The following is a 12,837-nucleotide window of genomic DNA, read 5'->3' on the forward strand; positions in this document are numbered from 1 at the left end:
GCGCTAGACATTCATCCTATTCAAAGAATTTATGATATGACTTAAGTAAAAAGCATCGATTCAACTAAGAACCGATGCTTCCTTTATTAATGAATTGAAGTTGTTCCACCCATTGGTGGCTGGATTTGTGCTGGAGCATATCCATTTTGCATATGTGTCATATCCTGCTGTGTAAGCTGTGGTACTTGGTAGTAGCCATGCTTATTTTGATATAGCGAAATTTCATAAGCCATCTCAATACAGTTAGGAAGAGAGTCCGCGAGTACACGGCGCACCACCGGATTTGTTGATTCTAATGCGGCCATCGTTTTCGCCGTTGCACCGGATTTCACTACATTTAACATGCTACATGAAATGACCTCATCATTGATCTCTGCAGCAGATTGAATTGGCTTGTTCGGTTGACCCGGTTGTACTCCGTAAGTAAAATCATTCCCTTGATGCATTTTGTAGCTTTGCGTCGGTTTGGACGGATCTTGTCCTGACTTGAAGCACTCTAACGTGGTGTTGTACTCATCTGCCATAAACTGCTTTTGGCGCTGCATAATGTCCTTCAGTTCCGGATCCTGAACATGCTGACTAAGTAACGTATAAGTATTTAGCGCAGTGACAGCTCCTCCTAATACTTCATGAACATCGAACATCTCATGGCCACCATGGTTCATTTGCGGCGGTACTGCACCTGTCTGCATATTCTGGTGATTGGGTTGGAATTGCATTTTCATATCCTCCTCATATTGTCGAGTGTATCTCGTGATTATTTGGATCGAAGCATTGTTCAAACCAAGGATATTATGAATTCATTTGGTCCAAAATATTCATGAGATAGAAAACGTGATATTTGGAGGTAATTTATTATGGGATACATATTCGGAATTTTGTACTTCCTTTTTTGGTTTTTCGTTTTTACGTTGAAAGGGATGCAGCTTTAATAATTATGAATTGATCAAGGCTCTAGAATATGGACTCAACATTAAATTTATATTACTCTTACTTCTCGTGCACATTTAACCTGACTCAGAATTACAATGAGGACTCAAGAAGCCTGCACGGCTCTAATATTTTGAACATCAAGAGGTCAATGATAATCGGGGAAGAATTGAAAAAGCAGATACATGTTCCGACTTCAAGCCGAAATGCTCCGATCATTCTACCTTAATTGTTTAATCATTTTGAAGTTTGTTAATTGCACGCCCTTACGTTCCACGGTTTGTTCACTGACGACTACATAGCCTTGACGTTCGAAAAATGGCTTTGCCGTAATACTAGCGTCAGTATCTATTACCGAAAGGTTCAGCTTCATCGCCTCTACTTCTAGTCTTTTAATTAAAGAGGAGGCGATTCCCATCCCCTGATACTCTTTATGAACAAACAATCGATCTAAGTGCCCGTCAATCGTCAAATCACAAAAACCAACCACTTGATCATGCATTTTGGCAACAAGGGTTATATTTCTGCTCATCGATTCTTTCCATGACAACAACTTGGAGTCCTTCTCATCTATTGGCGCCCAAGCATGTAATTGCTCCTCCGAGTAATCTTTTGAATTAACAGAATGAACCGTATCGTAAAATAAATTAACGATCTCCCCTAGATCCGATTCCTTAAATCTTACGATCTCGAACTTCATTTGCAGATCCCCTCCTTCTATAGACTGAATTTTGACATTCTTATCATATACAAAAAAGCCGCCGAATGGCGACTTCTTCTTCGTCTTGACTATGCAGTCCGTAATCTTCGTGTCGATGCAAAAACGATCAAAGCGGCTCCTAACACAGCACATATCATATACATAAGTGAATAAGAGGACATATCCGCAACAGGTCCCATGAGTACCCCACCAAGCGAGACGCCTAGATCGGCAGTTGCGATGAACAGTCCAATTAGCATATTTCGATGCCCTTCAGGCAGTACAAAGGTCAAATAGGTCGTCAGTGTCGGATATAGAATGGCCTGAGCGATTCCGATGAATAATGCACCGATATAGAACAACACAGGACCGGTTGTTGCCGACAGGCTCACGAACAATGCGGCTAACGTCAGCAGCAAGAGGGTGCCTGCGACAAACGACGGATGCCACTTTCCGTCGGATGGAATCTTCTTTCTCAGCACGAGTCGAGATACGACCACGGTAGCCGCTTGGATCATGAGAAATACAGCAGCATTTCCATATGTAATTTGAGCTGAATAGAGCGGAATGAAGGTTGCAAAGGATCCGAATACGACGGAAGCGACCAGCATCAGGACACTGCATTTAAATAAATGCGGGTTTGTAAATAAATGATGAAAAGACCCGAGCATACGAGCTCCTGGCTCCTTCACTTGAGGCTTTGCTGTAGCTGAAGCCGTATCCTGCTGCGTCATTCGAGCCGTATAACCGACAACAGCCGTCAGAATGGCAATAGATATCATCACCGCTCCGAAGTAACGGCTGTCCCCTGTCTGCCACAGCATCAGAGCGAACAGAGGTCCCACTATTCCGGGAATATAAGAGAACAAGGAATAAAGAGAGATTCCTTGAGAACGTTCCTTTTCAGGGAGTGAGTCAATAATACCGATCTGCAGCGCCATTGAGAAGAAGGCCGTGGATATTCCCTGCAGTATGCGGGCTATGACATATCCGTTAAAATCGGTCACGGCATACAGTATGAGTGCGACCCCATTTGTAACCAAAATAACTCTTAGGATCTTAATAGGACCAAACCTCGCAATCATCGAACCGGCCCACGGACGGAAAAACATCGTTGTAAACAAGTAGGCACCCATCACTAACCCGATGGTTGTATTGCTGGCTCCAAGCTCGTCTCCCTGCAGCGGTATGATGACATTAAGTATGGCGTTGGCACTAAAATATAGCAGTACCAGAATATATAATCGAAGAAAAGGCCAAGACAATGCTCCCTTCATGTTCTGAATGCTCCTCCTTGCTTGTATACTACTGCAACTATTGAACGAACTTATAGCGTAATTAATGATCGCAATAACGTTCTGGCGTACGGTGTACGCACTTCCTTCAGCTGATCCACCGTTACCATTTCCTCGACTTGCCCATCCTTGAAGATGATCACTCGGTCACATAGATAAGCGGCTGCCTGAATGTCATGTGTGATGAATACATAGCTCATTTGATAGATCGACTTTAATTGCTGCAGGAGCTCCAGGATCTGTACCTGAATCGATACATCTAGTGAGCTGATGGCTTCATCCAGCACGATACATTTTGGAAATGTAGATAATGCTCTTGCGATACATACCCTCTGAGCCTGACCGCCAGATAACTCATGGGGATACATCTTTCGGAAGGAAGCATTTAGTCCAACTTGAGTTAACAGCTGCTCAATAAGCGCATCCTCATCCTGTACACCCGTACCTCTTAATGGTTCTCTAATGGCCTCTTCTACCGTGAAAAAAGGGTTGATCGAGGAGGTGTAATCCTGAAATACCGCACTGATGCTGCCGGCGCGTACTTTTCGGTCCAGCACATTTTGCCCATTCCATGTCACGGTTCCGCTGTCAGGCTTCTCAATTCCTAATATTAGACGTCCCAAGGTGGACTTTCCGCTTCCACTCTCACCGATAATACCAAGGCATTCTCCATCCGCACAGTCAAAGCTTACATTCTTTAAGATCTGCTGCTTTCTCGCAGAGAATAATCCGCCTTTTTTATATGATTTCTCAACTCGATCCACCTTCAGCAATGGTGTTCGCCCCCATCAATCTTTTAAAATGATTGCTTAGTGTCATTCTGCTGGATACCAGATATTTTGTATAATCATGCTCAGGCCCGTAAAAGATCTTCTGAACAGAGCCTCGCTCGACCACCCTTCCATCCTTCATGACCATCACCTCATCAGCCAGCTTCTTCACTGCAGCCAGATCGTGTGAAATAAACAGCATGGAGCAGCCCAGCTGCGCCCTGAGTCTCGCAAATTGCTCGAGGACTTCATATTGCGCGATACTGTCGAGCGCTGTCGTAGGTTCATCCGCAATAATAAGATCCGGCTCCAGAACCAAGGCGAGTGCAATCATCACTCGCTGCAGCATGCCACCTGACAGCTGGTGCGGATATTTATTCATTACGTCAGTTGGATTCTTGAGCATCACTTGCTCCATCGCCGCAGACATGCGCCTGACGATCTCTTTCTTATTCCAGCCATAATGCTCTGACAGCGTCTCTTGCAGATGAACACCGATCACACTGGAAGGATCGAACGCGCTCATTCCATTTTGCAGAATCATGCACAGCTCTTTCCCTCTTTTTTTTCTCATTTCTTTCTCGGATAATTTGTTCAGGTGCTTACCCTTGAAAATGATCGTCCCCTCTTGACCAAGCCAGCCCTTATTTAACCTCATAATCGATCTGCAGGTGAGCGTTTTGCCGCTTCCGCTTTCGCCAACGACTGCAAGACAGCTGCCGTTTCTTAGCTGAAAAGATACATCGTGAACGATTTTTTGTCCGGTCTGGGTGTTCCATATGTTCAAATCTTCTACTTCAAGGACAATCCCCATTTACCTCACCGCCTCTTCACCTTTGAATTTCATGAAGATATTTCTGCGAGCCTTTGGATGCTTGAATTTCATTCCTGCCAGCTTAGGATCCATCGCTTTCTGAAGGGCATCCGACAAGAAATTGAAGCTTGTAACTACCAGTATAATAGCGATACCTGGGGCCAGCATAAGCTCGGGTCTCGTAAACATCACTTCTCTCGCTTCGTTCAGCATCATGCCCCATTCAGGACTCGGAGCTTGAATACCGAGGCCCAAGAAGGAGAAACCCGAGATTTGCAGAATCATCGAACCTAATGAGCTGCTCGCAAGCACGGCAATATCCGATAGAGTCAGAGGCAGCAAATGCTTGAATATGATACGTGAACTGCTCGTACCTGCTGCTTTTGAGAACCGGATATAATTGGATTCTGTGTATTGCATGACAGCCGTTCTGATCATCCTGGCAAACCAAGCCCACTTCATCACGATAAATGCAATGAGAATGTTCTCCAGTCCCACACCAAACACTCCAATGATTGCAAGGGTCATTACATATCCGGGGAATGAGAGCAGGACATCACATAACCTCATGATGAGAGCATCTATTTTTCCTCTAAAATAACCTGCCAGGAAGCCCATCGCTCCACCAAAAATCAGAGATACTGCGAGTGCGGCAATCACCCATAGCACGCTTGGACGAATCCCATATATTAACCGGGAAAGAATGCATCTTCCGAGATGATCATTCCCTAAGAGATATTCCCATGAAGGTGTATTGTAACGAAGCGCCATATTCACTTTGAGCGGATCATGTGGAGCAAACCAAGGCGCGAAAATACCGATCAATATGGTTGAAACCAAGATAAGGATACTTGTAAAGGCCAGCTTGTCTCTTCTCAAATTTCTCCAAACTCTCATTTACAGATCATTCCTTAGCTTTGGATTAAGCATTGCATTAACAATGTCAGCGATCGTATTGAACAACACGAAGGATACCGCCAGTATAAGGACAAAGGCTTGAATGACGGGAAAGTCCCGGCTGAGAATCGATTTGACGCTTAGCGAACCCAGTCCTGGCCAAGCGAATACATTTTCGATGACGACTGTACTGCCTAGAATGACGGGTACAGCCAAACAAAATATGGATACAGCGACCTGGAGCGAATTTCTCAGTAAATGCATAATAACCTTTCTCTCCCTAATGCCGCTGGCACGCGCATACAGTATATAATCCTCATGAAGATTGTTGAGCATGGAGCTGCGGACATTTCGAAAATAAATCCCGGCATAGGTTACCGAGATCACGAGTACAGGCAGAATATAATGCTGATAACTGCCCATCCCGCTGGTCGGCAAGAGATCCAGTTCTACCGAGAAATAAAAAATGAGAAGCGCGGCCAGCCAGTAAGAGGGCAACGAAGTCAGCACGAATGAGACCCCTCTAATAGATTGGTCTAGCAGTTTCCCTTCATTGAGCGCACATATAATCCCGAGCAGAATCGACAATATGATGATAGCAACAGACGAGACAAGCGTCAGCTTCAGTGTATTCATAAATGCAGGGCCGATTAAGGCGCTTACTGGTTCCCCGTCAACAAAGGAATGCCCGAAATCCAGCTGGAGGACGGCAGTTAACCAATGGAAGAATTGGATGAACAGCGGCTGATCCATGCCAAGCTCTTGTTCAGTCTGAAGGATTAATTCCTCTGTAATGACGGGAACGCCTTGTGCCTGGAGGACGGCCTCAGCCGGTCCTACAGGAGACAAGTTAATGAATATAAATGTAACAAATGAAATAATGAGCAGAAGCGGTACAGATATTAACAACCTCTTAACTACATAACTTCCCACTTGCAATCTCCTTCCTTATTCGAATTGCATCTGATCGAAAGGCAGCTCAAACTGAGACTGTTTAAATGAAATTCCTGTTAATTCAGACGGAGCGACTACTGTTACACTGCCATTAGTAATCGGTATGAACACCGCTTCATCATGAACGACGGTCAGGATATCCGCGTACAATGATTTGCGTGCTTCTTCGTCCGTTGTAATCATGACTTCATTAATTTTGGAATAGAGCTCATCCGCTTGTGCAATGCCTTGCGTTGTATATAAATACGATGCTTCGGAAGTAAAGGCAGAGACAGTGCTCTGGGGATCATAGGCAAGCCCCCAGGTCTGATTAAATAGCAGCTCATAATCACCCGATGATCTTCGGCTTGCAATGGATGTTGATTCTTCCCCTATAATCTCCAGCTGGATACCGATTTCCCCGAGTGTGCTCTGAATGAATTCAGCCTGCATCTTCTGAGTGGATGAATTCACATCATAGTACAGACCAATCGATAACGGCTTTCCGTTCTTCGTTCTCACACCGCTCTCGTTCAGTTCCCAGCCTGCGCCGTCCAGAATTTCATTTGCCTTAGCCAGGTCATAGCCGCGTTCCTTCAACTCCACTTCCGCATATTCCACATTGGATGAGAACAAGGTACTGGCAGGTGACTCCGTACCGCTAAAAATATCTCGGGCAATCGTTTCCCGGTCTATTGCATACCATATGGCTTCCCGCACGGCCGTTTCGCTTGCCGGACTTCCTGTTTTGCTGCTGTTCGCTACGATCATTTTGGTATTGACCGGTTCACTGCGTACCAGCTGATAGTCACCGGTATCCACTAATTGATTCATCGCCTCAACATCCATGCTGTCGGCTCCCCGATCATCCGTAAATGCGAAGTTGACTTCTCCCTTAAGCATGGCAAGATAAGTGGTCTCTCCTGCCGGAAGCACTTTCGAGGTGATAGTCTTAACCTGAGGTACCTCGCCCCAGTACTCTTCATTTGCAGTGAATACGGCATACTCTTCCTTCTTGTGCTCTGTTAGAGCATATGGACCTGTTCCATGATAGCCAGATACCCCGTCCTTCGTCTCTCCACTCATAAAATCATTTGGTGATATAAATACGAAAGGTCTGGTCATCGATAATTCAATGAGGGCCGGATAATATGCCTCACTAAGCACAAATTCAACGGTATATTCGTCAATGACATTGCAGCTAACGAGCTGTGTCGATAGCTTAATCCAGGAATGCTTCTCCACATTTCTCTGAACGGCTTCTACGTTAAGCTTGACTGCCTCTGCATTGAATGGCTCCCCATCATGAAATACAACGTCATCTCTTAAATGAAAGGTATACGTTTTACCATCCTCCGAAATCTCCCATGATTCAGCAAGCAAGGGCTTGATTCCGTCCTTGGTGTTCTCAACGAGTGATTCATATACCATTCCCTGTGCGGGCATGGAACCGGTGTACAGGTGAGGATTCATATCTCCAATATCCTTCGCTGAAGCGTATGTGAGCTCTTGAGTAGTAGTATTTCCGCTGACAGCTTCGGAGTTAGAGTCCCCTCCCGATGAGGACTGGGACGAACATCCAGATATCACGATCACCACCAGCAAAAACATATAAATGGATTTGAAAGGTTTGCTAAACAAGCTTGATCTCTCCCTTTTTCTCTTTTTATATTTATAATGTATATGATATATACGTAAATATTACGATTAATTAAGGACAGAATATGCTAGTACATCACGATTATGCATTGAATTTAGAATCATTCGATACGCTTCATGTAATATTGTTCAGTACACAAAGTATCCGTAACACCGGTACTATAGAGTATTGCAGTTCTTAGAGTTACAGTATTTAGAGGAGCAGTAAAATGCAGTATTGCTATCCTATGATCTTGAGGTTGCTGCACTTAAGGAGCTGCATATTTGCTGTAGATCCTCTGCGAAGGTGTGAACTTCATAGGCTTCCGAGAATATTCTCTCTGGGTGCTGCAAGGCAATCTCTCGAATGGTGCTCTCATATCTGTCTACAAACCGGTCAATGGTGGGACATGCGTTGTTTGTATGCCTGGCAATCCCTTGAATAATTTTGATGCGATAATAATCCTCCTTCGGCATTCTCGGAATATCCCATTCTCCCTCTTTATTAATAAATGTCCTTCTGATGGGCACAGCGGAGAAATCGAAGAATTTGCCATCCTTATCCGGCTTGGAGAAGGGATCAATGAGCAAACAAGTGTACCTTATGTACAGCAAATATTGCTGATGGATGTCATCCAGCTCAAGAAAACGATCGATATTCTTGCGGGCCAGGCTTTCAGCTCTTATCGGATAATTGTCATCAATCATGAATTGAAGCAGATTAAGTGGTTCCACCTGCAGAGAGGACAAAATATTCATGATCTCTTTCCATTGGGACAGCATCTCCTGAATCAAGCTCGACGTGATGGGTCCCTCGGGAAACAGCTTATATACGTAAGCCGGCGTATCCGATTCACCAAAGATCCGACTTAATGAAAAATCATTCATGAATAATGGCGGGTGTACATATAAGGATATGTTTCTGCTCTCAGCGGCAATAGGCGATTCCATAGACTTAAGCGCGATGCCCGAGCTCGTAAAATGTTCACATAGGCTGTTTACATGATCAGAAGCAGGAATCGTAGATCCGACATACAGCTTCTTCTTCACTGCCGTGGTCAATACCTGATTGGACGGAGTAGAATCTGACCAGCGTGTATCCCCCAGATAGGTAGAGAAGCTGATGATCTCAGCTGCTGGATTCAAGGCTCCCACATAGCTGTGAACCAGGCTGCCTGAGCCCAGCGTAGGTGACAACAACAGGATGCAGCTTACATGCCGAAGCAGCTCTGCGTCCAGGATCTGCAGCACTTGTCCATAAGCATCGGCAGTGACTGCAAGCAGGATTGTATCCCACAAGCCGGTTACCGCTTCATAGCTGTGGAACACTTCATCAACTGTCATCTCGCCTTCCATAATTTGATGCAGCTCATTCTGTACGGTAGCTCGTACAACTTGATGGTTACTGCTTAAAGCGCTGTAAAAATGCTCCGAACGTGCAGAGGCTCTCCCTGCAATTCCAATGCAGCTGTTCCACTGGTTTTTCATATATACGGCCATTTGAATCGACGCCGGGCCCGTCCCACAGATAAGAACTCGATTGAAAACGCTCATATAACCTCCTATAAAACCTTTCTTTTTCTAAGAGATAACCTTCTTATACAGAGCAATATCAAATACCTGATCGGGGCGTAATACGTGCTCCTCCAGCTTCCACTTTAACTTGTCCACTTCCTGCAGCGGAAAATTAAACAAGGATTTCAATCCTTCACCATACCTCATCGCCACCACAACCTGGTCACTCGTCAGCTCATATAACCGGTCCATGATATTGAACTTGTCTTCTACTGTAGAGCTGAAGATGATGTGCGTGAAATCCTTTAAGGATTCAAGCTCCTCTGGCGGTGTCTGTGCAAGACGAATATTATACTCTGGTCCCAGGATATTCAGTACAGAACGGCCCATATCAATAGCTTCTTGGTCTATATCTACTCCTACGACTTGCGCACCCGTTCTCTTGGCAATAAGGAGCGGTGTCATGGGAAAAGATCCGGAGCCAACCAATAAGACGTTGGAGCCGGGCGACACTTGGAAGCTTCCAAATTCCTGCTCAATACAGCTCTCGATATTTATAAAATATGCAGATTGTTCAGAAGAACCACTTAGCAGCTTAAGTGCCCGATATTTCTCCATTATCGCAACACAGAAGGCCGAACTTCTTCTTAGATTCAACACTAGCTCGCCGAGCTCTTCTTCTGGCTCCAGCCGTTCCCACATGCTTCGGTTTGCTGGATTTGTAATATATGCAGCATATTCGTCGATCAATAGCTCGAGTTCATGTGAATAACGTGTAGTCGAATCATACTTGTTTGACATGACCTCAAATCGTTCCAGATACTCCTTCAATCCGAGAGTTAAATCATGTGTATCCACTGTAATCGATTTGTTCCTGCCAAGTGCGTCAGTCACCAATATAAGCTCTCCCTTCAGCCACGATTTCGACATTGCCCTTAATCATCACATACGACAAACCATTGTTATACAAAACCGATACATGAATAAGTCCCCCAGGCTGAACGACCTCGATATCGATGTTTGACTTATTCCTCCAAGCCAGATAAGCTCCTATGGATGCCGTACCCGAGCCGCAGCCTCTCTCCCATACCATGCTTTCGAGCTTAGGTATATGGATGAGCGGGGTCATCCTATGATCGTCTGGCTCATACAACAGAATTCCTATAAGCTTGTGATCACCTGTAAGGCCCATGAGATGTGCTGTCATTTGAGCGGTATTTCGAATGCTCTCGGAGATAGCATCTACTTCCATAATGAGATGAATGGATTCCTCGTAACGTACTAAGAAACATGGATAGTCAAGTTCTCCTATATGTATCGTCTTGGGCTCAATCTGAAGCGGCACAGGCATATTTAGCTCACAGGTATACCGATCACCATTACTCACAACCAAACAATCAATTAATTGATCAGTTCCTGAGGTCTCAATGTTAATCCTGTCTTCCTCATTTGGTCCGATTCCCTTCTTGGATGCGATATAGGCGGCCAGAGACATACATGCATTACCGCAAAATTCACCTCCAGCCATATGTAAATAAGCCGCAGCACTGCCTCTTGGCTGTTCAATGAATCCAACCTGCTCCGCATGAATACTATCATAGGACATAATCTGGGAGGCAATGGTCTCATAGTTCCAATCCCCATGATCCGTCTGAACAAGTATGGTCATATTCTGTGTCGGATTACATTTAACAAATTCGATCTCCTGCCTCATCCACACTTCCCTCTCTTTAATTGTAAATATTACGATTAACTTTGGGTTGAGATGATTATATGATTTTCACTAAATACTGTCAATTCTTATTTCGCCCAGCCTCATATCATGGTTCTGCCAGCATCGCATTTAGAAAAAAGAAAAAGAGCCGCTGAATCACGGCTCTGTACATTTATATCATTGTCTTACAGCGATAACCACGCTTTCCCTCTTCCGCCCATTATGAGCTCTTTTCTTCATATATAAGATTTGTTGTCAATTGAAGAAGTCAGATCCGCTTGCGCGATTCAAGCTCGGGTACAGCCGAGATACGTGTAACACTATAAATACGAACTATTTAAGTTTTATTATGAGGCAAGTGTTCGTAAGCTCGTATTTTATTGTTACTGATGGAGAAGATCACTGTTGGACTGAGCGCCCGCGGGAAAAGTATATGTCCGGTGCATTCAGCGGCGTTCCACGAGGAGCAAGGGCGACCACGGTGGGCAGCTCGCCTGACCGCTCGCGACGACCTCCCTCAAGCGGGTCCACAGCGGGTGCACCCCTGTTCCCAAATGTTCGCCAATATACAGCATTGGCGCTTCATCCATCTCTCCTTTTCCTATCACAAGGGTTCCGTCCATGGAAACTGTATCGAACATGTCTCTCATAGCCTCGGCGACAGCTCAATCAGAGTCTGGAGATCGGATTCGTTCTATAAGTACGTCATCATCTACGTAATCGGTTCGTGTGTCCGATGATGTTCGCTCAAGTCATCTGGAAGTCAAAATGCAATCACTGACTGAACTTCCCTGATTGATAGTCCTTAATTGCTTGTTGTATTTCAGCCTGGCTATTCATGACAAACATCCCATATTGAACGACTGGCTCACGCACGGGCTTTCCGGCAAACAAGACGGCACGTAGTTTTGTAGTTGCATGTACAAGAACGTCGCTGCCTTCATCAGCCGGAGCCTCACCGAGCCAAAGCACTTGAGAAGCTTCACCTGAGACTTCATTTGAACCAAATATGCCACGACCCTCTAAGATATAAAGAAATCCATTATAGTCAGCGGGAAGGTCCTGCGTTACGGTTGATCCTGCTTCAAGATTGAGTTCAACCATGGTCACCGGAACGTGATTTTGCGTAGGCGCCACCACCTCTTTGGAAGACCCTGAAAAGACCCGAATGAGCGCTCCTTCTTCTTTGCGCACAGGCATTTCAGAGGATAATAGGTTTTGGTAACGCGGATCCGTCATCTTCTTGTCCCTTGGTAAATTAACCCATAGCTGAAGGCTGTGTACGGTTTCCCCCGGCGAGGGTTCTTCCGTGTGAACGACGCCGCGTCCTGCCGTCATCCATTGAACGTCACCTGTCCCAAGTTGGCCCGCCCCATTTTTATTATCAAAATGGCTTAGATTTCCCTCAATGATGTACGTGACAGTCTCAAATCCACGATGCGGATGCATACTAAAAGTCCCTGACTCGAACCAATCCTCTGCCATCAGTAAAAAGGGGTCATACTCGTGCCAGTGCCCGGGTTCAAGTACGATTCCCGCAGTATGTGTTGAACTCCGTTTAACCGGCGTGACTGTCCAGACTCGCGTTATTTCCCGTTGCATCCAATTTCACTCCATCCTGTGTATTATTC

At 45.2% G+C, this 12,837-nt stretch carries 12 protein-coding genes and 1 pseudogene; all 13 read right to left on the reverse strand.

The features are described from left to right. Positions 1 to 86: 86 nt before the first annotated feature. Positions 87 to 719, reverse strand: coding sequence for a spore coat protein (locus ACFQ3J_RS07855; protein ID WP_170862385.1), 633 nt, complete (start codon positions 717 to 719; stop codon positions 87 to 89). A gap of 431 nt (positions 720 to 1,150) precedes the next feature. Then, positions 1,151 to 1,630 carry a GNAT family N-acetyltransferase gene (locus tag ACFQ3J_RS07860; protein WP_251583894.1) on the reverse strand — a complete coding sequence of 160 codons (480 nt, stop codon included), beginning with the start codon at positions 1,628 to 1,630 and terminating at the stop codon, positions 1,151 to 1,153. A gap of 89 nt (positions 1,631 to 1,719) precedes the next feature. Then, positions 1,720 to 2,907 carry a staphylopine family metallophore export MFS transporter CntE gene (cntE, locus tag ACFQ3J_RS07865; protein WP_251583893.1) on the reverse strand — a complete coding sequence of 396 codons (1,188 nt, stop codon included), beginning with the start codon at positions 2,905 to 2,907 and terminating at the stop codon, positions 1,720 to 1,722. Positions 2,908 to 2,957: 50 nt separating this feature from the next. Further along, entirely contained in the window at positions 2,958 to 3,698 is a 741-nt protein-coding gene (locus ACFQ3J_RS07870) for an ABC transporter ATP-binding protein (RefSeq protein ID WP_251583892.1), read from the reverse strand. Then, positions 3,676 to 4,509: a staphylopine uptake ABC transporter ATP-binding protein CntF gene (gene cntF, locus ACFQ3J_RS07875; protein ID WP_091156052.1), complete on the reverse strand. Its 834-nt coding sequence runs from the start codon at positions 4,507 to 4,509 to the stop codon at positions 3,676 to 3,678. Before cntF ends, ACFQ3J_RS07870 begins: the two co-directional genes overlap by 23 nt. Next, complete coding sequence (gene cntC / locus ACFQ3J_RS07880; protein ID WP_251583891.1) at positions 4,510 to 5,406, reverse strand: staphylopine uptake ABC transporter permease subunit CntC; 897 nt, start codon at positions 5,404 to 5,406, stop codon at positions 4,510 to 4,512. Further along, complete coding sequence (opp1B, locus tag ACFQ3J_RS07885) at positions 5,407 to 6,339, reverse strand: nickel/cobalt ABC transporter permease (RefSeq protein WP_091156047.1); 933 nt, start codon at positions 6,337 to 6,339, stop codon at positions 5,407 to 5,409. 15 nt (positions 6,340 to 6,354) lie between these two features. Continuing rightward, complete coding sequence (gene cntA, locus ACFQ3J_RS07890) at positions 6,355 to 7,950, reverse strand: staphylopine-dependent metal ABC transporter substrate-binding lipoprotein (RefSeq protein WP_251584063.1); 1,596 nt, start codon at positions 7,948 to 7,950, stop codon at positions 6,355 to 6,357. A gap of 273 nt (positions 7,951 to 8,223) precedes the next feature. Beyond that, positions 8,224 to 9,531, reverse strand: coding sequence for an opine metallophore biosynthesis dehydrogenase (locus tag ACFQ3J_RS07895; RefSeq protein ID WP_251583890.1), 1,308 nt, complete (start codon positions 9,529 to 9,531; stop codon positions 8,224 to 8,226). Positions 9,532 to 9,558: 27 nt separating this feature from the next. Next, positions 9,559 to 10,293 carry an SAM-dependent methyltransferase gene (locus tag ACFQ3J_RS07900; RefSeq protein WP_251584061.1) on the reverse strand — a complete coding sequence of 245 codons (735 nt, stop codon included), beginning with the start codon at positions 10,291 to 10,293 and terminating at the stop codon, positions 9,559 to 9,561. A gap of 85 nt (positions 10,294 to 10,378) precedes the next feature. Next, positions 10,379 to 11,206, reverse strand: coding sequence for a diaminopimelate epimerase (locus tag ACFQ3J_RS07905; protein ID WP_091156040.1), 828 nt, complete (start codon positions 11,204 to 11,206; stop codon positions 10,379 to 10,381). Positions 11,207 to 11,626: 420 nt separating this feature from the next. After that, a pseudogene (locus tag ACFQ3J_RS07910) lies at positions 11,627 to 11,871 on the reverse strand (fructose-bisphosphatase class II); the annotation flags it as partial. Positions 11,872 to 11,980: 109 nt separating this feature from the next. Next, positions 11,981 to 12,808, reverse strand: a complete 828-nt coding sequence (locus ACFQ3J_RS07915) for a pirin family protein (protein ID WP_251583889.1) — start codon at positions 12,806 to 12,808, stop codon at positions 11,981 to 11,983. Between the last annotated feature and the right edge of the window lie 29 nt (positions 12,809 to 12,837).

The organism is Paenibacillus provencensis (assembly GCF_042678545.1).
Classification (GTDB): domain Bacteria; phylum Bacillota; class Bacilli; order Paenibacillales; family Paenibacillaceae; genus Paenibacillus; species Paenibacillus provencensis.

Bases quoted from the DNA above. Each gene is read 5' to 3' on its own strand.
- cntE (WP_251583893.1), bottom strand. From the start codon at position 2,907: ATGAAGGGAGCATTGTCTTGGCCTTTTCTTCGATTATATATTCTGGTA.
- cntF (WP_091156052.1), bottom strand. From the start codon at position 4,509: ATGGGGATTGTCCTTGAAGTAGAAGATTTGAACATATGGAACACCCAG.
- ACFQ3J_RS07915 (WP_251583889.1), bottom strand. From the start codon at position 12,808: ATGCAACGGGAAATAACGCGAGTCTGGACAGTCACGCCGGTTAAACGG.
- ACFQ3J_RS07900 (WP_251584061.1), bottom strand. From the start codon at position 10,293: ATGTCAAACAAGTATGATTCGACTACACGTTATTCACATGAACTCGAG.
- cntC (WP_251583891.1), bottom strand. From the start codon at position 5,406: ATGAGAGTTTGGAGAAATTTGAGAAGAGACAAGCTGGCCTTTACAAGT.
- ACFQ3J_RS07895 (WP_251583890.1), bottom strand. From the start codon at position 9,531: ATGAGCGTTTTCAATCGAGTTCTTATCTGTGGGACGGGCCCGGCGTCG.
- ACFQ3J_RS07860 (WP_251583894.1), bottom strand. From the start codon at position 1,630: ATGAAGTTCGAGATCGTAAGATTTAAGGAATCGGATCTAGGGGAGATC.
- ACFQ3J_RS07855 (WP_170862385.1), bottom strand. From the start codon at position 719: ATGCAATTCCAACCCAATCACCAGAATATGCAGACAGGTGCAGTACCG.
- cntA (WP_251584063.1), bottom strand. From the start codon at position 7,950: ATGTTTTTGCTGGTGGTGATCGTGATATCTGGATGTTCGTCCCAGTCC.
- ACFQ3J_RS07905 (WP_091156040.1), bottom strand. From the start codon at position 11,206: ATGAGGCAGGAGATCGAATTTGTTAAATGTAATCCGACACAGAATATG.